Here is a 19,557-nt window from a genome sequence, read left to right as displayed (position 1 = left end):
TTTGCCTGGCGGCACTAGCGCGGTGGTCCCACCTGACCCCATGCCGAACTCAGAAGTGAAACGCCGTAGCGCCGATGGTAGTGTGGGGTCTCCCCATGCGAGAGTAGGGAACTGCCAGGCATCAAATAAGACAAAAGCCCTGCACAATGTGCAGGGCTTTTGTCTTTTCTGCGTTTGATAAGCCTTTGATTAAAGATGCGATATTCAAAAAAGCCAATCCCTCAGGATTGGCTTTTCTTATTTCTGCGCTTATACATTAGTGATTTGAACTTTGGGAAATCCCGATACCAGTTTGGGACCGCACAAATTGAGGATAGAAGCGTTCTCTCTCTTTCTGTCCTTCAAGTGAATTGTCTGTAATTGAGAAGAACCAGGTACCAACAAAAGCAACAATCATTGAGAACAGCGCAGGGTATTCGTAAGGATAAATCGGCTTGGTATGCCCTAAGATCTGAACCCAGATTGTGGGCCCGAGGATCATTAGTATGACTGCCGTAAGCAATCCGAGCCATCCACCTATCATAGCCCCCCGCGTTGTCAGCTTAGACCAGTACATCGAGAGCAGAATAATGGGGAAATTGCAGCTAGCAGCAATAGAGAAAGCTAATCCTACCATGAAGGCAATGTTCTGTTTTTCAAAAAGAATGCCCAATGCAATAGCAACAATACCCAGTAGGATAACGGTGATTTTCGAAACCCTTAACTCATCCCGTTCTGTCGCTTTACCGTCTTTGATGACACTGGCATACAGATCATGAGATACGGCTGAAGCACCTGCCAACGTTAAGCCTGCGACAACCGCTAAGATCGTTGCAAAAGCCACGGCAGAGATAAAGCCGAGGAAGAAGCTCCCACCGACCGCATCCGCTAAATGCACGGCAGCCATATTATTGCCGCCGAGTAATATGCCGCTGGCGTCTTTAAACGCCGGGTTTGAGCTGACCAGGACGATAGCGCCGAAACCGATAATAAAAGTCAAAATGTAGAAGTAGCCGATAAAACCAGTGGCGTAGAACACGCTTTTTCTGGCTTCTTTGGCATCATTCACGGTGAAGAAACGCATCAGGATATGCGGTAAACCGGCGGTGCCAAACATCAGTGCGAGCCCCAGAGACAGTGCAGATATCGGATCTGAAACTAATCCTCCCGGACTCATTATTGCAATCCCTTTAGAATGGACAGCAACCGCCTGAGTGAAGAGCGTATTGAAGTTGAAGCCTACAGATCTCATGACCATGATCGCCATGAATGTCGCGCCAGCCAGCAACAGAATAGCTTTGATGATTTGTACCCAAGTTGTCGCCAGCATCCCGCCAAACAACACGTAGAGCACCATCAGGATACCTACCAGGATCACCGCGACATGATAGTTAAGCCCAAACAATAGCTGGATTAACTTACCGGCACCGACCATTTGTGCGATCAGATAAAGCGCGACAACCACCAGCGAACCGCAAGCTGAAAGCAGCCGGATAGGTTTTTGTTTCAACCGATATGACGCGACATCGGCGAAGGTATATCTCCCTAAGTTACGCAGGCGTTCGGCAATCAGGAATAAAATAATCGGCCAGCCGATCAGGAAACCGATGGAATAAATCAGGCCATCATAACCTGATGTATAAACCAGTGCGGAGATACCCAGGAAAGAAGCGGCAGACATGAAATCGCCGGCAATCGCCATACCGTTTTGCAGGCCAGTGATGCGGCCGCCAGCGGTATAGTAGTCCTGACGAGAGCGGGTACGCTTTGCTGCCCAATAAGTGATGTATAAGGTCGCGCCAACAAACAGCACAAACATGACGATAGCTTCAACGTTAAGAGGCTGACGTTTAACTTCCCCGGCGATGCCCTCCGCAGCAAATAAACTGGACGGGAAAACGAGGGATAACATCAATAACAGAAACGTGCCGCAGCGTGCCATCATGGCTGCACCTCGCGGATAATGTCTGCTGTCAGACGGTCAAATTCGCCATTTGCACGAACGACATAAATCCCGGTCAGTACGAATGAAATAACGATCAGCCCAACGCCTACGGGAATGCCACGGGTAATGGTGGCACCGTCATAAAGAGGTGTTCCCAGCCACTGCGGATCGAACGCAATCAATAAAATGAAAGCGACATACAGAACCAGGGTGATGCCTGACAGTAGCCAGGCAAAACGACTGCGTTTTTGCACCAGTTCCCTGAAGCGCGGATTACTTACAACTCTCTGATAAATGAGATCATTCATCTCAGTGACTCCTGTGAGGCATTGATAGAGTTCACCGCGCCAGGGCGGTGAAAAATTATGACGGCACTTTCATTGATTGTTTTTCTTCCAGCAATTTATCGACTACGCCTGGATCCGCCAGCGTAGAGGTATCTCCCAGATTGCTTGTGTCTCCGGCTGCAATTTTGCGCAGAATGCGACGCATAATTTTGCCGGAACGGGTTTTTGGCAACGAATCTGTCCAGTGAAGAATGTCAGGTGTGGCAATGGACCCTATCTCTTTACGCACCCAGTTGCGTACTTCGGTATAGAGTTCCGGTGACGGTTCTTCGCCGTGATTCAGTGTGATGTAGGCATAAATAGCCTGACCTTTAATGTTATGTGGAATACCCACAACGGCAGCTTCTGCGATTTTAGGATGAGAAACTAATGCTGACTCAATTTCAGCCGTCCCAAGACGATGGCCAGAAATATTAAGCACGTCATCAACACGGCCGGTTATCCAGTAATAACCATCTTCGTCACGGCGCGCACCGTCACCACTAAAGTACATATTTTTAAATGTAGAAAAATAGGTCTGCTCGAAACGCTCATGGTCACCGAAAAGAGTTCGTGCCTGGCCTGGCCACGAATCAGTGATCACCAGATTACCCTCACACGCCCCCTCCTGCGGAACGCCTTCGTTATCTACCAGAGCAGGCTGAACACCGAAGAACGGACGTGTTGCCGACCCTGCTTTGAGCTCAGTGGCACCCGGCAGCGGGGTTATCATGAAACCGCCGGTTTCTGTTTGCCACCAGGTGTCGACGATCGGGCATTGGCTGTTACCGATAGTTTTGTAGTACCACTCCCACGCTTCCGGGTTAATCGGTTCGCCAACCGACCCCATGACCCGCAGTGACTCACGGCGGGTGCCTTCAATAGCTTTATCCCCTTCAGCCATGAGTGCACGGATCGCCGTAGGTGCGGTATACAGGATATTCACCTTATGCTTATCAATTACCTGTGCCATACGGGCTGGTGTCGGATAATTGGGGACACCTTCAAACATCAGGCTGATGGCCCCGCATGCCAACGGGCCGTAGAGCAAATAACTGTGGCCCGTTACCCAGCCGACATCGGCCGTACACCAGTAGATGTCGCCGTCATGGTAGTCAAAGGTGTATTTGAACGTCAGGGCGGCATAGACCAGATACCCTCCCGTGGTATGCAATACGCCTTTCGGTTTACCCGTAGAACCGGAGGTATAAAGAATGAAAAGCGGATCTTCTGCTTTCATTTCTTCGGGCGGACAATCTGCAGAAACGCCTTCAATCGCATCATGCCACCAGATGTCACGCCCCTCTTTCCATTCCCCCTGTTTGCCGGTACGTTTGAAAATGATGGAATGTGTGATGCTGGTAACCGCCGGATTCTTCAGCGCATCATCCACATTTTGTTTCAGTGGAATGGTACGTCCGGCGCGCAGGCCTTCGTCAGCGGTAATGACCAGCCTGGCGTTGGAATCTATAATGCGACCGGCAACGGCTTCCGGGGAGAAACCGGCGAAGATAACGGAATGTACAGCACCGATACGGGCACAGGCCAGCATCGCGACAGCGGCTTCCGGTACCATGGGCATGTAAATAGCGACAACATCCCCTTTTTTAATGCCCAAACTCTTTAAGACATTCGCGAACTGGCAAACATCATGATGAAGCTGTTTGTAGGTAACGTATTTGTTTTCAACTTTTGGGTCATCACCTTCCCAAATCAATGCGGTCTGCTCACCTTTGTCGGCTAAATGACGATCCAGACAGTTGGCTGCGAGATTCAGGGTGCCATCCTCAAACCACCGGATATCGACATTTCCCGGCGCAAATGAAGTGTTTTTCACTTTTGTGAAAGGTTTAATCCAGTCGAGTACTTTGGCCTGTTCCCCCCAAAATGCATCAGGGTCCTCAACAGACTGTTGATAATATTGCTGATATTTCTCAGGTGTGATCAGGGTACGCTCTGCCACAGAGGCAGGAATAGGGTGCTTATAAACATGGCTCATGGTTTTCTCCTTTAATTTGTTAATGATATGTCAATCAAAGGTTAAGTGTAGTTTGCGGTATGGCTTTGTTTGCTTTCTGGGGGGCAGATCACGCAAGCGGAGAAAAAACAGCAGGATATATTCATCCGACATGCGGGGCAGTCCACATAAGTCTGGAGAGAAGAGAAATAGCGGGAAAGGTTAAAAATAATGATTTTTAATGTAATTAAAGAGTTAAATAAAGCTTAACCTGAGCTCTGACAGGGGGATTTTCTTATCGATTACGGAACATTTAATATCAAATATTTTAACTTCTGAGTTAATTTCCTTTCATAAACCTCATGTTTAAAGATTAATCTGAGATTAAAATTCTTAATATTGCCAATTGACAAATTATTATAACGTTAAATTAAAAATATCAGTATATTGATCTGGCAAGAGAGGGGTGCTCTCTTCGGTACAGCGAAAAATATCGCTTAAAAGCTGCTTAACGCTTAATAGCTACCGTTAAATCTCAAGGACTCATTATGTTTAACGCCAAAAAAAAGACACTGATTATCGCTTTATCTGCCTTTATTTCTGTATCGGCTTTTGCGGATGATACTACACCTCCGACAGGAACCGATCAGGGTTCAGGCCGTATTCACTTTACCGGGACGGTGATTAATGCACCTTGCTCAATTGCAGCAGGTGATGAAGACATTAATGTAAACATGGGACAGGTTGCGAATAAGGTGCTCGAAAGCGGCAATAAATACTCTCAAAATGTGAATTACACTATTCATTTGCAGGATTGCAATCTGACCGCACAGACTGCGGGCGCAGTGGAATATCCGGCGATGTCCAAAGTTGCCGTTTCTTTTGCCGGTACGCCTGACAGCAGTGCCTCCGAATTACTGGCTAACACCGGCAGTGCAAAGGGTGCGGGCATCCGCCTGATTGACGCCAACGGTGACCTGCTCAAAGTGGGTGACACCTCGAAAGATATAAACCTGGTCACAGGGAATAATGAGTTGGTATTTGCCGCCCGTGTGGAAGCTAACTCTCAGCCTGTTTCAACAGGTACGATCGTTTCTCAGGCGACTTACGCGCTGAATTACAAATAAATATCGCTGCTATTTAGGGGAGTTCTCTCCCCTTTATTTTTTCGGTTGTGCCCGCACCGGGGAATGGTGTGGATGACTATTTTCGTAAGAAGTGATTTTATTATGTCGTTTGCGATGAATAGAACATCGGCTGAAATGAAGAGTGCCTTATGGTTTATTTTTCTTCTGTCGGGATGCTTTATTTCAGTCAGAAGCTTCGCAGTGGAATTTAACGTTAACTTCATTGATTCTGCCGATCGCAATAATGTCGATCTTTCACGATTTCAGGTTGCTGATTATATCGCGCCCGGCGAATACCTGCTGGATGTGGTGCTCAATGGTCGCACGCTCGGCGAACAAAGCGTGATTCACTATGTTCCCGCTGCGGATAAGAAAAACAGCCGTCTGTGTTTACCGCCTTCACTGGTAGATAAATTCGATCTCACCAAATACGCGCGCGAAAAACTGACTTTGTGGCATCACGGCAAATGCACATCACTCGATCAGCAGCAGGAAGTCACTGCACGTTACGATCAGGAAAGACAAACGCTGAACATCAGCATTCCGCAGGCCTGGCTGACCTTTCATGATCAAAACTGGGTGCCGCCTTCGCAGTGGGATGATGGCGTCAACGGTGCATTACTCGATTACAATCTGCTCGGCAGCAAATACATGCCGCAGTCTGGCGACAGCACCACCAGTTTCAGCAGTTACGGCTCCACCGGTTTTAACTTCGGGCCGTGGCGTGCCCGTGCCGATTATCAATATTCTTCGTCGCGTACAGCAGGCACGCCGGCCAGTGATAAGTTCACCTGGACGCAGACTTATTTGTACCGCGCACTGCCTTCTATTGGCGCACGCCTGACCGGCGGGCAGACCTATTTCAGTTCAGATATTTTCGATTCATTCCGTTTTCTCGGGGTTTCGCTCAACAGCGATCAGCGTATGTTACCGCCGTCGCTGCGAGGGTATGCGCCGCAGGTTACGGGTATCGCCAAAACCAATGCCAAAGTGAGCATCAGTCAAAACGGGCGGGTGATCTATCAGACCAACGTGTCACCGGGTCCCTTTGTCGTTCAGGATCTGACCGAAGCGGTACAGGGCGCACTGGACGTCAAAATTGAAGAAGAAAATGGCAGCGTGACGACTTATCAGGTGACCACCGCGACCATTCCGTTTTTGACCCGCAAAGGTCAGGTACGTTTCAAAACCGCAATGGGCAAACCGACCACCGGCAGCAGCAATCACGTCTTACAGCCGGGTTTTTACAGCGGCGAAATGTCCTGGGGGGCGCTGAATGATTTCTCGTTGTATGGCGGTCTGATCACCACCACCGGGAATTATCAGGCGCAGGCCATCGGTGTTGGGCAAAACTTGCAAAAACTCGGCGCCGTGTCTTTTGATGTTACGCGTTCCTCGGCAACCGTGCCGGTGGCAGGGAAACAAACCGGACTGAGTTACCGCGCCAACTATTCCAAGCGGTTTGACTCGACCGGCAGTCAGATTACGTTTGCCGGATATCGCTTCTCGGAGAAAACGTTTATGTCGTTCAGCCAGTTCCTGGACAAGGTAAATGGTGACGGTTACTCCCGCGATGACAAACAAACATACACCGTGACGGCCAATCAGTACCTGTCCTGGCCCGCCATCACGCTCTATCTCTCGGCGACGCACAAAGTCTACTGGAATGAGAGTGCGAGTAATAATTACAGCGTATCGGTCAGCAAGATTTTCGATATCGGCCGCTTTACCGGCATCTCAGCCACCTTTTCCGCCAGCAAGCTGAATTACCGTGATACCGATGAGAACCAGATGTTTCTGTCGTTCAGTTTGCCGCTGTCGTCAGGGCAGCAAATCAGTTACGACGCCCAGCAGGATTCGCAAAGTGGTTTCTCGCAAACGGCGTCGTATTACAACAGCCAGGATCCGAACAATAGCTGGCGTGTGGGCGCGGGCGGGAGCAGCCCGGATCTGCAAAAAGGCAACGGCGTGTTCCGCGCCAACTACCAGCACATGTCGCCGTACGGCCAGTTTGGCGCGAACGGCAGCGTGAAAAATAACGATTACCGCTCGGTGAACGCCAACTGGTATGGCTCGTTTACCGCGACGGCTGCGGGTGCAGCATTGCATCAGAGCAGCGCAGGCAGCGAGCCACGCATGATGGTGTCGGCTGGCGTAAAAGGCATTCCGATCAGCGACGGTGCGTCAGTCACCAACGATTACGGTATTGCAGTCGTGAACGGCGTGTCCAGCTACCAGACCTCCGATATCCGTGTTGATGTGAACCATTTGCCGGACGACGTGGAAGTTTACAGCTCGGTGGTCAGCAAAACCCTGACGGAAGGTGCAATAGGCTTTCGCAAAATCCGCGCCATTAAGGGCGAACGGCTGATGGCAGTGATCCGCCTTAAAGATGGCAGTTACCCGCCGCTGGGCGCTGCCGTAACGGACAACAGTTCAGGTTTTGAGGCGGGGCTTGTCGGCGACGGCGGTCTGGCTTATCTGGCCGGGGTCTCAGGAGAGAAATCTTTGACCGTCCACTGGGGAGACGAACAGCAGTGTCAGATTCAGGTACTGCCGCAGCCCGTTACCCGCTCAGGGCAGGTATTGCTGCCATGCACTTAATCTTTGAACAACAATTTCACCCAAACAGCTCAGGGAAGGAATAACAGGATGAACAAGCATTTATTACGGTTTTGGGCAACATTACTGCTGATGACGGGGGCCGTTTATCCGGTTTTTGCTGCCGTTAATCTGGACCGGACGCGCATCATTTATAATGCCAGTGATAAATCCGTCAGCGTAATGCTGGAAAACCAAAGCAAAGATTTACCGTATCTGGCGCAGGTCTGGCTGGAGAATGCACAAGGCGAAAAAATCACTTCGCCGCTGGTGGCGTTACCGCCAATGCAGCGTATTGATGCAGGTCAGAAAAGCCAGATCCGCATTCTGCAGTTACCTGAAACCGCCGGTCTGCCGAAAGATCGCGAATCCCTTTTTTACTTTAACGTGCGTGAAGTGCCGCCAAAAAGTGATATGGCAAACGTGATGCAGGTGGCGATCCAAAGTCGGGTGAAGCTGTTTTTCCGTCCGGCGGAAATAAGAAGTCTGGTGAAAGGCAACTGGCAGGAGCAACTGCAGGTTAGCCGTCTCAGTGACGGATTAAAACTGACCAATCCGACGCCGTTTTATATCACCGTTGGCTATCTGGGCAAAGATAACAAAGGCAATATTCCCGGTTTTGACAGTGTAATGCTGGCACCGCTTTCCACGGAAAATCTTATTGGTAGTCAGTATGTTAGCCAGCAATACAGCCTGGGTTACATGGATGATTACGGCGGATTGCAGGTAAATGAGTACCGCTGTCAGACCCAACAATGTCAGCGCATCAGCAAAGACGCGAAACATTAAGGAGTGGTGATGGCTGGTATTTGCAGATTTCAGGCAGGCCGGATGATATTGCTCCTGCTGCTGTTATTTTTTTCCCGTAGCGTGCTGGCGCTCGATTGTGTCGAGAAAGGTAGCGGAATAGTCGACAAACCGGCCATTCCTGTCGGGCAATTGGCGATTCCGGCCAACGTGCCACCAGGAACGAAAGTCTGGGAATCCAATGACATCAATGTCACGGCCTATTGCGACAATGTGCTGGGCTCGATCATTGACGTCGTACACTTCTACTTTAATCCTAAATCCCAGTCGATTGGCGAGGGGTTACTGCTTGGCGTCAGTTATAACGGGCAGGATCTGGAGCAGAACGAACAGCGACTGAGCACCAACAGCACACCGATCAAGAAAGGGCAGAATGTGACGGTGAATGTCACATTCCGTTTGTATATCAAAGTCAGCGGGAATGCGCCTTCCGGCGGGCATTATCAGGGAGCTGATCAGTTCACGGTATTCCAGCTCGATGGCAGCCGCGGTATCAACAAAACGCCGGGTGCAAAAAACCTCAAATACAACTTATCGGGTTTACAGGGGATCCGTTTTCTGGCCTGTGGCTCTGATCTGAAAGTTTATCCTGAGTCACAGATTGTCGATTTCGGTGCAATTCAAAGTACAACGTTGTCCCGATCGTCCGGCGTTTCACTGCCGTTTGCTATTAAAGCGGTAAAACAAGGGTGCCTGGATAACTTCTCACTGCAGGCGGAATTTTCTACCGCCAGCCCGTTGCTGGATAACACGGCAATTGACCTCGCCAATGGCGCGAAGCTGATGCTCTACAACGACCAGGATAAGGCCATCACGTTCAACCGCTACGATAACTTTGCGGAACTGAACAATGTGAATGAAGTGACTAAAAACTTTACAGCAAAACTGAGTGCGATCCCGGGAAAAACACTTTCTCTCGGGCAGTTTGATGCGTCGGTGATCGTCAAGATCAACTATTACTGACGCCAGCTTAAAAAGGGAGAACGATATGCTAAGAACGGCAAAATTGCGGGCGCAGGCACTCGAGGAACCGGTTTATTCGGCTCAGGCGCCGGAACTTATCGCAGAAACTCAAATTCACGCCTTGCTGCAAACACTGCGTGAAGATGCAGGGCTGAGTAAAACAGAGCTGGCCAGGCGGCTTGGCGTCACGCCACCCGCTATTACCCGCCTTGAAAAGCGGCCGGCGCAGGCCAGTTTTTGCACCTTGTCTCGTTATGCGCAGGCCTGCGGGTTTCAACTGTACCTTTACTATAAATAGATGACGTGCTGGCATCAGGTTGTATTTAAATACCTTTTTTGAAGACGCACAGCGTAACCGGAGACTGATTGCTTTCAATCAACAGGGTGTTATCGTCATATTTCTTCAGTGCCAGTGTATCTGTGTGACCGGTCAGAAAAAAACTGTTCATCAGCAGAAGAGACGACATTTTCCAGTCCATATTGTCTACACTGTCGATATTTATCTGGGTACTGGTGAGCGAATATGTGCCGGAGGATTTGCCTTCGTGAATGTAGTCATAATAAATATTCCTCAGCAGTGTTTTTCGTTGTGTAATATTCCCTTGTTTGTCATATAAATAACCTGTCCCACTCAGTGAAACTAAAATTTTGTGTCCGTCAAGAAAACTGAAGTAGAGAGTCGTTACCATTTTGGCTCTCTGATTATCATATTGTGCTTCTACAATCATATTTCCACGACACGGGATGTTAACCGGAAATACCTTCCTGTCATTCTTCACCCAATAACCTTGTAAGATTAAAATCAATATTACGATTGCAGGAAGTAAAGGCAGGATAATAATCTTATTTTCCCGGATGTTGAATTTTTTATCACTGGTCATGCGTGGTCCTGTCATTTGTATAATAGCTTATGCAAATGTTAGCCTTGTGATTATCGTCTGTAATGCACTGCGCCATGAAATCCCGGACTGAACCCGTATTGACAGGCGAAGTAAAACGCTCGCTTTGAAAAATGAAAATGTTCCCCGGTTTACATTTAATATTATTTTTATGCAGAAAACTCTCTGCCAGCTGAATAAACTCGAGCTTGCGGGATACAATTACAGGCACAGTTGAATACAAATCACAGACACCTATTTTGGCAACTTTCAGCTCCGTTTTCGGATCACGCACTTCATAGTACAGAATGAGAAATGCACTCAGAGTCAGGGCTGTCGTCACCAGGAGGCTTATCATCAGATCATGGCGGAGCTTCTTTTTAGGCTTGTCGGATTCTTTTTTTACCGTTAGGGGCAGTGCTGCCGGCACGCTGGTTTCTCCCTCCGGCATCGCTTCTGTCAGCCCAACTTCCGGCGCTGTTTTGAACTCCCTGTTATGAACGGGTTCCGGAGAAAGGTCATGTGTGAAATATGGTTCAATAATGATTTCTTTGCGAATAGTAAAGCCAACCTTAGGAACGGTAACGATGAATTCGTCAGGATAACCTAATGTCACCATCGCTTTGCGTAATTTACTGATACAATGGTTAAGATTGTTATTACTTGCTGTCAGTCCATAGTCTTCCCAAACTTTTTTGAAAAAAATCTCACGCTCTACAACAATACCCTGCTGTTCTATTAACAATAATAATATTCTGCGAGCAGGGTTAGAAACGGCAATCTGGTTTTCTGAATCACCCGGTAATGAAAGTGAGTTATCTTCAGGGTTGAAGACTATATGATTTTCAATCAGATAATTCATGTGTATTTTACGCCTCCCTGTTGAGAATATCCTGCTCACACACATGTTCATGTAATGAGAACAATGTGTGCCCTGCGCATATGTTTCATTTATATCCCACGCGACAGGGCAGCCAGTATAAACCGTTCAATTCTAAAAACAGATTTCTGTCGTAAATGTTTACAGAGCAATGGTGTGTCATCTGAGGGTAGGAGGCACAGGGCGAAGAAATATAAATCACCTACAGATTTTTAGTAGTACGTGATTTTTTATAATTACCGCAGATACTGGCTAACAATGTCAATGTGTCGCTCAGCGAAGTCAACAGAGATACGGGCTCCCAGCGGAAGCGTTAACATCGGATGGGTATGACAGCAGTCGAAGCCATCAACCAGCGGAATATCTTGCCCGTTAAGCACTTCCAGCAGTACGTCAGCAGGTTGCCTTGCAGATCCTGCATCATCGAACAGTTCATGTTTACCGAGCAGAATGGCACTTACACGGTCGAAAATCCCGTTCAGTTTCAGCATAGAAAAAGAGCGTTCAACGGTAGCGATATCATGCAGGCTGTCTTCGATAAATAAAATATCGCCCTGACGGATTTCAGGCATATAAGGGCTGCCCCAGATGCCCGACATCGTATTCAGATTACCCCCGATGACACGCCCCTCAATACGGCCTTTGCCCAGGAAACGGCAGGTATTGGCGTATAACGTTTTTGCCCTGACCGGTATGACATCATTCCAGTTGAGCTTTTCGTCCGTCCAGTGCTGCGGTAAAGCATAACGGTAAGGCTCTGAGTGGTGCGTCATCAGAATGTCCGAAAAAGACGCGTAGGTTTCGTTAACCAGTGGCGGGAATTCGCCAAAAGAAGCCACCAGCGCCGGGCCGTAAAAGGTGATTAACCCGGTTTGCGCATAAATTCCGGCCAGCAAAGCAGTCGTGTCGGAATAACCAATGATGATTTTCGGGTCGGCACGCAGCGCATCATAATCCAGATAAGGTAAAAGGGAGTTTGTGTTGTTACCGCCAATTGTCGACATCACACAACGCACCTGCGGATCACGGATCAACTGATTCAGTTCTTCAGCGCGAGCCTGAATGGAGCCGGAACGATAGTGATCATATTGGCCGGTCATTGTGCCCGCTTTCAGCACAAATCCTTTGTCTTCAAGGAATTTCTTCCCGCGCAAATAACGGTTGGGCGCGGTGGCAGTCACCGGTGATGAGGCAGAGAAAAAACCAATAGTGTCGCCGGCTTTTAATGCAGGGGGGAACAGCGTAAGTTCTGACGAAAGCATTTTACATCCTATAAATCTGCTCAATGTTCAACCCGCAATGTATCAATTCAATTGCAGGTTGAACAGGGCATACAGGATAAAACCGGAGGATTAATGACCGGTTGCGATTTCTTCCGGCGGTGCTTTTTTGCCAAATAATTCCGTCACTTTGCTCTGGCGTACCAGAATAGCCATTGCAATCACTCCAACGATCGCCAGACCGCTTGAGAGGATGAAGGCTGTCTGATAACCCCCGCCGTACTGAATTAAAAATCCGGTGATACTCGGGGATAAAATCCCGGCCAGATTCGCCAGTAAATGCACAAAACCGCCCGCCGTTCCGATACGGTGCGCCGGAACGATATCCTGCAACAATGACCAGCATGCCTGTGGCGTCATATAAGCAAAAATACTGGCGACTGTAATCAGCGCTACGGCGCCTGCGGTGTTGCGGGTATAAGCCGTCATCAGCACACAACCGGCAGCCACAATCAGACCTGCGAAAATCACCGCTTTACGTGAGAAGAGAAAATTCCCGCTACGTCGGAAAAGAATATCGGCGACGATCCCGCCCCCGATGAAACCCGCGGTTGCACCCAGCCAGGGCAAAATACCGATAATACTCATGCTCTTAATATCGAGATGCTGGAAATCAGTGAGATAGCTTGGTAGCCATGACAGGAAGAAATACTGGATATAGTTGAAACAGAAAAAGGCCGCAGCCACACCCAGCACCGGTTTGGAAAATACGTAATACCACAGGCTGTGTGCATCTTTTTCTCTGATATCGTTGGTGATCGGTGTTGCGGGGCGATCACGGGTAATCAGACGTTTTTCCTCCTCTGATACTTGTGGATGCTGTTCTGGTTTATCACGAAAAAAAGTCATCCACGCTGCAAGCCAGACAAAGCCCAGCGCGGCAATCACCACGAAGGCAATACGCCAGCCAAAATGCAGACCGACCAGCCCGACAATCGGCGCGGCGATGGCCGCCCCCAACGGTTGACCCGCGTTGGTAAAACCGACCGCGCGGCCCACTTCTTTGCGCGGAAACCAGTTAGAAATCGACTTGTTGGTGGTGGTCCCCATCGGGCCTTCGCCGATACCAAACATGACGCGCACGACCAGCAAATGCGCGAAACTGTTCACCAGCGCGGTTGCACCGCAAAATATTGACCAGAATGCGGCAGCGAAGGCGAAGACTTTGCGCGGACCAAATTTGTCTGCACTCCACCCGCCAATAAAGCAAAACAGGCAGTAGCCGATAAAGAAGGCGCTGAACAAAATCCCCATTTGAGCATCATTGATGTGCAGGTCACCCTTGATCAGGGGGGCCATTACCGATAGCGCTGCGCGGTCCAGATAATTGAGCATGCCGGCAAAGAACAGTAACAGGGCGATCACGACACGATAATTGGATTTACGCATGAGCGGCTCCGGCAGTCAGAGAAAGGGTTTTCGAGCTGATGAGATACTTCTTGATGACGGAAAGTGACGGCTCAAAGCCCAGCCCCGGTATGTCCGGCAACCGCATATAGGGTTCGAAATTCAGTTGTGAATAAAGCGCGTCTTGCCACTGTATGTAAGGCACTTCCAGGCTTACACTGTCATCGAGCATAGCGACCAGTTGGGCTGTGGCCATCAGGCCGGCACCATAATAAAAACAGTGCGGCACAACCCGGATTTGGTATTGCTCAGCCAGAGTAAATACTTTCAACATGGCAGTGATACCGCCGACTTTACTGACACTGGGCTGTGCGATATCGATTGCACCGCGTTCGAAATGTTCGGCGAAGCCTTGCACGCCTGCTGCATTCTCGCCAGCAGCAATACGCGTTCCTTGTTTTCGAACTTCCGCCAGGCCGGCCAAATCATCCGGTGGCCAGACCGGCTCTTCCAGCCAGCCCAGATTAAGAGACAGCAAAGCCTGTGCCTTTTTCACTGCCTCCTCCACGGTCCAGGGGCAGTTCACATCGATCATCAGTTCAGCATCGGCAGGTAATATTTCTCTGGCAGCGGCAATGGCCGGATAAGCCGTTTCATGCAGCTTAATGGCGCGGAATCCCGCCCGATAAGTACTCAGCACTTTTGCCGCTACCCGTTCAGGATGGTTACCATAACTGACCAGGCTGGCATAAATGCCGATTTTTTGACGTTTTGCGCCCAGCATTTGCCAAAGCGGCTGTTCCCGCCATTTCGCCAGTAAATCCCACAGCGCAATATCAACAGCGGAAAGGGCAAATATCACGGGACCGGTTCGCCCGAAAGCATGAAAGTTAACCTCGGCCTGCTGCATCAGTACGGCAATTTCCTGCGGGCTTTGCGGGCAGGTTTGGCCGAGGAAAAAACGCCCAACCAGACCGTTCAGCGCAGTTTCGGTCATGGGATTACAAAGATGTCCGAAACCTTCTCCCCAACCGTGCAGACCTGTGTCAGTCGTGATTTTTACCAGCAACGTTTCCATCCTGCTGAGTTCGGGAGACGCTGCGTTATAAGCCTCGGTCTGAGTCCCTTGTATTTTTTCCCTGCCGCTGCTGAACGGGATAGCAACGCGCAATACCTCAATTCTGATTATTTTCATGAGATGTTCCTGTTTTTGTAGGGCTGTGAGGATACTTATCAGCCTAAGTAAACAGTCTAAAACGCGGGAATATGGCCGTTAACGGACGTCGGCCTAACTTTTAAGCAGGATTAAACGGGAATTTTGGGCAAATGAATAAAGAAGTGAGAAGCAAGTCACGAAAGTGAGACTTTGACGTTTAGCGGAAAGCAAAAAACCCGCCATAGGCGGGTTCTTCTAAATATGGTGCCCGGACTCGGAATCGAACCAAGGACACAGGGATTTTCAATCCCTTGCTCTACCGACTGAGCTATCCGGGCAACGGGGCGCATTAAACCGTATCGGGCATGTGCCGTCAACGGCTTTGTCGTCTAAAACACATAAAAGACGTTTGTTTGCTGACTTTTCATGCAAAAAGGATGAAATCGTCGGGTAGCGAAAGGGGTAAGTCAGGAAAGTGCACCATGTTCACGGCAGCGGGCGATATTTAGAACATCCTCTGCCAGACGGCGTGCGACTTCCACATCGTTTAGCTGGCGCTTCACCAGCAGTTTACTCAGACACCCTTCGAGGATCAGTTCCATCTGCTGAGCGACCATTTGCGCATCATCCGAGCCCATTTCCTGTAAAAGCGACAAGGTGTAGTCGTAGGAGGCTCGTTTTTGCTGCTGAGCCAACTGATGAATAGGTGCATCGCTGTCAGGGAAAAACGTACAGGCTGCGATAAACAGACATCCCGGATAGCGCTGCTGCCGTACCTGCTCATCCAGTACCTTATAACGAGCCAGCAATTTCTGTGGCGCGGAAAGCGATTCATCCAGCATCAGCTGACGACGCCAGATATCAATCTGCTCACCGTGATAACGCAGGCTGTCATAAAGCAGGGCTTCGGCATCCGGCCAGAAACGGCGTAATTCGATGAGCGGAACATCAACCAGCTCGGCGACAGTTTCCAGTGACAATGTTGCAAGGCCACGTTGTTCCAGGAAATTAAGGGTTTTATCGAGAACTTGTTCACGTAGCACGTTTGCCTCCTCACAATTCGCGTACTTCAAAATGTAGTGTCGTTTACGGGCGGGCTTTCTGCAAATGCGTGCTGAATTCCTTCGCATTCATAAAACCCGTAACCCGCGACTGTGGCAACTCATGACCATCCGGCCCGAAGAATATAATTGTCGGCAGGCCAAGAACATTCAGACGAGTTAGTAACGCTTTCTGCTCAGGAGAATTTTGGGTGACATCCGCCTGGAGTAATAAAGTGTCCGACAGTTCATTCTGCACTTCTGGTGCCGGGAAGGTATACTTTTCGAACTCTTTACAGGCTACGCACCAGTCGGCGTATAAATCCAACATGACACGTTTTCCCTCCGCGCCCTGAAGGGCGGTATCCAGTTGCGCCACGTTATGAATTTTCTGGAAACTGAGTGCATGCGTCTGTGTCATTGTATTTTCCGCGGGTGCAAATGCCCAGTCCTGCAACGGCCGGCTGATGATCAGTACTGCAGCAAGAAACACAATTTGCAGGATGCGTACCACCCCACGGTGACTTTTCAGGCTGAGCAGCAATGCCCAGCCGAAGAAGGCCATGCCGAGCAGGCTCCACAAACGCAACCCCCAGATATCGCCAGTCACACGTTCGAGCAGGAATACCGGCAGCGCCAGAATGACAAAGCCAAACCCTTCCTTAACATATTGCATCCACGGCCCGCTTCGGGGCAGCAATTTATTGCCGAACATCGTGGCGATGATAAGCGGAATGCCCATACCCAGCGCATAGAGATAGAGCGTGCCTGCACCAGACAGCAGATTGCCGCTCTGGGCGATATACAGCAGGATAGCGCTGAGTGGCGCGGTGGTGCAGGGAGAACAAATCAGTCCGGCCAGTGCGCCCATAATAAAGACGCCGGGCAGTGAACCGCCTTTTTGTTCATTGCTCCACAGCGCGAGACGGGTCTGCACCGAAGAAGGCAATTGCAGGCTGAAGACGCCAAACATCGACAAGGCCAGCGCAATGAATATCATCGAAAGTACAATCAGCACCCACGGGCTCTGTAACGCGGCCTGGAACTGTAAACCGGCTGCGGCGACGACCATGCCGAGCAGCGTGTAAGTCAGCGCCATGCCCTGCACGTAAACCAGCGACAGCAGGAAAATGCGTTTCATGCTGTGAGGGCGCTTACGCCCGAGAATGATGCCGGAAATCAGCGGATACATCGGCAGAACACAGGGCGTAAAGGCAATCCCAATGCCGATCAGCAATGCCCACAGCGGAGAAAACGGCAATGGTGTGGATAGCTTTTCAGGTGTCGCGATAACCGGTGCGCTATCCGGTGCAGGCATGATGACACGCGTCGGTTCGGCGACGGCATTCAGCGGCACTTCACGGGTTTCCGGCGGGTAGCAGAATCCTGCGGCGGCGCACCCCTGGTAAGTAACACGAACAGTCGCATCAGCGCTGGCCTGTCGCAACGGAACCGTCAGGTTCAGGGCATTTTCATAAACTTCGCTGTCACCGAAAAATTCATCATGATGATCATGTCCTTTTGGCATCAGGAATGCTGCCAGCCGGGCATTTTTGGGCTCCAGCTCAATTTTGCTGCGATACAAATAGTATCCGTCACGGATTTGCCAGTTCAGTTTGAGATCGTGCCCTTGCTGCTGAAAATCAAAGCTGAATGCCTGATCGACGGGTACAAACTGCGCCGCGGCGGGTTTGCCAAATAAAGAGGCATTCGCCTGAAACGGCAAAAGACACAGGCTGCAAAGCAGGAAGAAAATTCGAAGAATGCGGTGATCCATGCGGAGTACAGTTCTCTTTGTCGCGGCAGATGAACAGCCACTGAGTGAATCGACAGAAGATGCGCACGGCGTCATGCCATCGCGCGTTGATGAATTGTGAGTATACCCTGACCAATCGCTGAGCAGAAAGTCCCGCAGTGCTTAACAGGGGCCGCAGCCCCCGGAAAACTGTCAGAGAATAATACTGCCGAAACCGAATCCGAAAAGTACCGCGAGGAATACGCCAATGGTGCCGGGGATAAAGAACGGATGGTTGAAAACGAAGCGCCCGATGCGGGTGGTGCCGGTGTCATCCATCTGCACGGCGGCAACCAGTGTCGGGTAAGTGGGCAGAATGAACAAACCTGACACGGCAGCAAATGAACCTACGGCAGTCAGGGGGGATACACTCAGCGCCAGGGCCATCGGCAGCAGGGCTTTGGTGGTGGCGGCCTGCGAATACAACAGCGCTGAACTGAAGAAGAAGATCACTGCCAGCAGCCACGGATGTACCTGGATCAATCCGCCCGCCGTTTCTTTGATCCAACTGAGATTGGCCTGCACAAAGGTGTCACCCAGCCAGGCCACGCCGAGAATACAAATACAGGCGCTCATGCCGGATTTGAATGTGCTGGATGTCAGAATGGCGTCGGTATCAATACTGCACAGCAAGGTGATTAGTGTGGCGACACTGAGCATGATAATCAGGATGGCACTGTTAGTGGTCATCACAGGTTGCGCGACCCAGCCCAGGCTAGGGCTGTTAATGACCGCATAAGCGACCACCGTCAGGACGCCGAGCAGGAACAGCAATACCGAAAGTTTGGCGCCGCGTTTGATTTCCAGCGCTTTATTACCACGCAGTTGGATCAGGCCTTCTTCATACCGTTTGAGATAAACCGGGTCATTGGACAGTTTCGAGTCAAAGCACGCGCTGACAATCAGTGACATCAGGATCACTGCGGCCAGCGTGGACGGAATCATCACCATCAGCAGATGCAAATAACTGACGCCGTGACCTTCCATGGTGGAAGCCATGTACACCACTGCGGCAGAAATCGGCGAGGCAGTAATTGCTATCTGGGCAGCAACTACGGCGGTGGAAAGCGGGCGACAGGGTTTAATCCCTTGCTCTTTGGCGACTTCAGAAATAACCGGTAATGCTGACAGTGAAATGTTGCCAGTGCCCGCCATAATCGTCAGAAAATAGGTGACAACAGGTGCGAGGAGGGTGATGTGTTTGGGATTTCGGCGCAGCAATTTTTCGGTTTGTTGCACCAGATAATCCATCCCGCCAGCCACCTGCATGGTCGAGATCGCGGCGATCACGGCCATGATGATGGAGATGACGTCAAAGGGGATAGTTCCCGGTTTAACGCCTATCAGGGCGAGCACCAGAACGCCAAGCCCGCCCGCGAAACCAATGCCGATGCCGCCTAAGCGCGCACCGAGGAAAATCGCCGCCAGTACGATAATAAATTCGATAATTAACATGGTTGTCCGTCCCTATTCCCC

Annotated in this window: 16 protein-coding genes, 1 tRNA gene and 1 rRNA gene; 6 read left to right on the top strand and 12 right to left on the bottom strand. The window is 50.1% G+C overall.

The window, feature by feature from the left end:
• Positions 1–4 precede the first annotated feature (4 nt).
• Positions 5–120, top strand: a 5S ribosomal RNA gene (gene rrf / locus ACOZIO_RS17145).
• 136 nt (positions 121–256) lie between these two features.
• On the opposite strand, the gene actP is transcribed toward rrf, so the two are convergent.
• The 3 genes from actP to acs are packed head-to-tail and all read right to left on the bottom strand — an operon-like array spanning position 257 to position 4,249.
• Positions 257–1,891 carry a cation/acetate symporter ActP gene (gene actP, locus ACOZIO_RS17140; protein WP_421595533.1) on the bottom strand — a complete coding sequence of 545 codons (1,635 nt, stop codon included), beginning with the start codon at positions 1,889–1,891 and terminating at the stop codon, positions 257–259.
• A gap of 29 nt (positions 1,892–1,920) precedes the next feature.
• Entirely contained in the window at positions 1,921–2,232 is a 312-nt protein-coding gene (locus tag ACOZIO_RS17135; RefSeq protein WP_129954186.1) for a DUF485 domain-containing protein, read from the bottom strand.
• Positions 2,233–2,287: 55 nt separating this feature from the next.
• On the bottom strand, positions 2,288–4,249 hold the full coding sequence (gene acs, locus ACOZIO_RS17130; protein WP_129991651.1) for an acetate--CoA ligase: 1,962 nt from the start codon (positions 4,247–4,249) through the stop codon (positions 2,288–2,290).
• A gap of 506 nt (positions 4,250–4,755) precedes the next feature.
• On the opposite strand from acs, the gene ACOZIO_RS17125 reads away from it, so the two are divergent.
• The 5 genes from ACOZIO_RS17125 (at position 4,756) to ACOZIO_RS17105 (ending at position 10,003) form a co-directional block, all read left to right on the top strand.
• On the top strand, positions 4,756–5,334 hold the full coding sequence (locus ACOZIO_RS17125; RefSeq protein WP_129954190.1) for a fimbrial protein: 579 nt from the start codon (positions 4,756–4,758) through the stop codon (positions 5,332–5,334).
• 201 nt (positions 5,335–5,535) lie between these two features.
• Positions 5,536–7,938, top strand: a complete 2,403-nt coding sequence (locus ACOZIO_RS17120) for a fimbria/pilus outer membrane usher protein (RefSeq protein WP_421595527.1) — start codon at positions 5,536–5,538, stop codon at positions 7,936–7,938.
• 48 nt (positions 7,939–7,986) lie between these two features.
• A complete protein-coding gene (locus ACOZIO_RS17115) occupies positions 7,987–8,724 on the top strand; it encodes a molecular chaperone (RefSeq protein WP_421595526.1) in 738 nt (245 codons plus the stop codon).
• A gap of 9 nt (positions 8,725–8,733) precedes the next feature.
• Complete coding sequence (locus tag ACOZIO_RS17110; protein ID WP_129954194.1) at positions 8,734–9,705, top strand: fimbrial protein; 972 nt, start codon at positions 8,734–8,736, stop codon at positions 9,703–9,705.
• Positions 9,706–9,730: 25 nt separating this feature from the next.
• The gene (locus tag ACOZIO_RS17105; RefSeq protein ID WP_129954196.1) at positions 9,731–10,003 is read left to right on the top strand and encodes a helix-turn-helix domain-containing protein; all 273 of its coding nucleotides are present in this window, start codon (positions 9,731–9,733) and stop codon (positions 10,001–10,003) included.
• Positions 10,004–10,028: 25 nt separating this feature from the next.
• Here ACOZIO_RS17105 and ACOZIO_RS17100 read toward each other — a convergent pair whose 3' ends face one another.
• The 9 genes from ACOZIO_RS17100 to ACOZIO_RS17060 all read right to left on the bottom strand — a co-directional run bounded on the left by ACOZIO_RS17100 (position 10,029) and on the right by ACOZIO_RS17060 (position 19,536).
• Positions 10,029–10,586 (bottom strand): FidL-like protein, encoded by a 558-nt coding sequence (locus ACOZIO_RS17100; RefSeq protein WP_129954198.1) that lies wholly within the window; start codon positions 10,584–10,586, stop codon positions 10,029–10,031.
• Entirely contained in the window at positions 10,576–11,451 is an 876-nt protein-coding gene (locus tag ACOZIO_RS17095) for a winged helix-turn-helix domain-containing protein (RefSeq protein WP_421595532.1), read from the bottom strand. Before ACOZIO_RS17095 ends, ACOZIO_RS17100 begins: the two co-directional genes overlap by 11 nt.
• 248 nt (positions 11,452–11,699) lie before the next feature.
• Entirely contained in the window at positions 11,700–12,725 is a 1,026-nt protein-coding gene (locus ACOZIO_RS17090; RefSeq protein WP_129954202.1) for a S66 family peptidase, read from the bottom strand.
• Positions 12,726–12,815: 90 nt separating this feature from the next.
• Positions 12,816–14,132 carry an MFS transporter gene (locus ACOZIO_RS17085; protein WP_129954204.1) on the bottom strand — a complete coding sequence of 439 codons (1,317 nt, stop codon included), beginning with the start codon at positions 14,130–14,132 and terminating at the stop codon, positions 12,816–12,818.
• Positions 14,125–15,285, bottom strand: coding sequence for a mandelate racemase/muconate lactonizing enzyme family protein (locus ACOZIO_RS17080; protein WP_129954206.1), 1,161 nt, complete (start codon positions 15,283–15,285; stop codon positions 14,125–14,127). The genes ACOZIO_RS17085 and ACOZIO_RS17080 overlap by 8 nt, the downstream gene beginning before the upstream one ends.
• 223 nt (positions 15,286–15,508) lie before the next feature.
• A tRNA-Phe gene (locus ACOZIO_RS17075) sits at positions 15,509–15,584 on the bottom strand.
• Positions 15,585–15,713: 129 nt separating this feature from the next.
• Positions 15,714–16,289 carry a division control transcriptional repressor DicD gene (gene dicD / locus ACOZIO_RS17070; RefSeq protein ID WP_129954208.1) on the bottom strand — a complete coding sequence of 192 codons (576 nt, stop codon included), beginning with the start codon at positions 16,287–16,289 and terminating at the stop codon, positions 15,714–15,716.
• A gap of 43 nt (positions 16,290–16,332) precedes the next feature.
• Entirely contained in the window at positions 16,333–18,063 is a 1,731-nt protein-coding gene (locus tag ACOZIO_RS17065) for a protein-disulfide reductase DsbD (RefSeq protein WP_421595525.1), read from the bottom strand.
• A gap of 171 nt (positions 18,064–18,234) precedes the next feature.
• A complete protein-coding gene (locus ACOZIO_RS17060; RefSeq protein ID WP_129954212.1) occupies positions 18,235–19,536 on the bottom strand; it encodes an anaerobic C4-dicarboxylate transporter in 1,302 nt (433 codons plus the stop codon).
• Positions 19,537–19,557 lie beyond the last annotated feature (21 nt).

It is taken from the genome of Rahnella sp. PD4 (genome assembly GCF_049199325.1).
In the GTDB taxonomy this organism is placed as follows: Bacteria; Pseudomonadota; Gammaproteobacteria; order Enterobacterales; family Enterobacteriaceae; genus Rahnella; species Rahnella perminowiae.
This window is presented reverse-complemented; position numbering and strand designations above follow the sequence as displayed.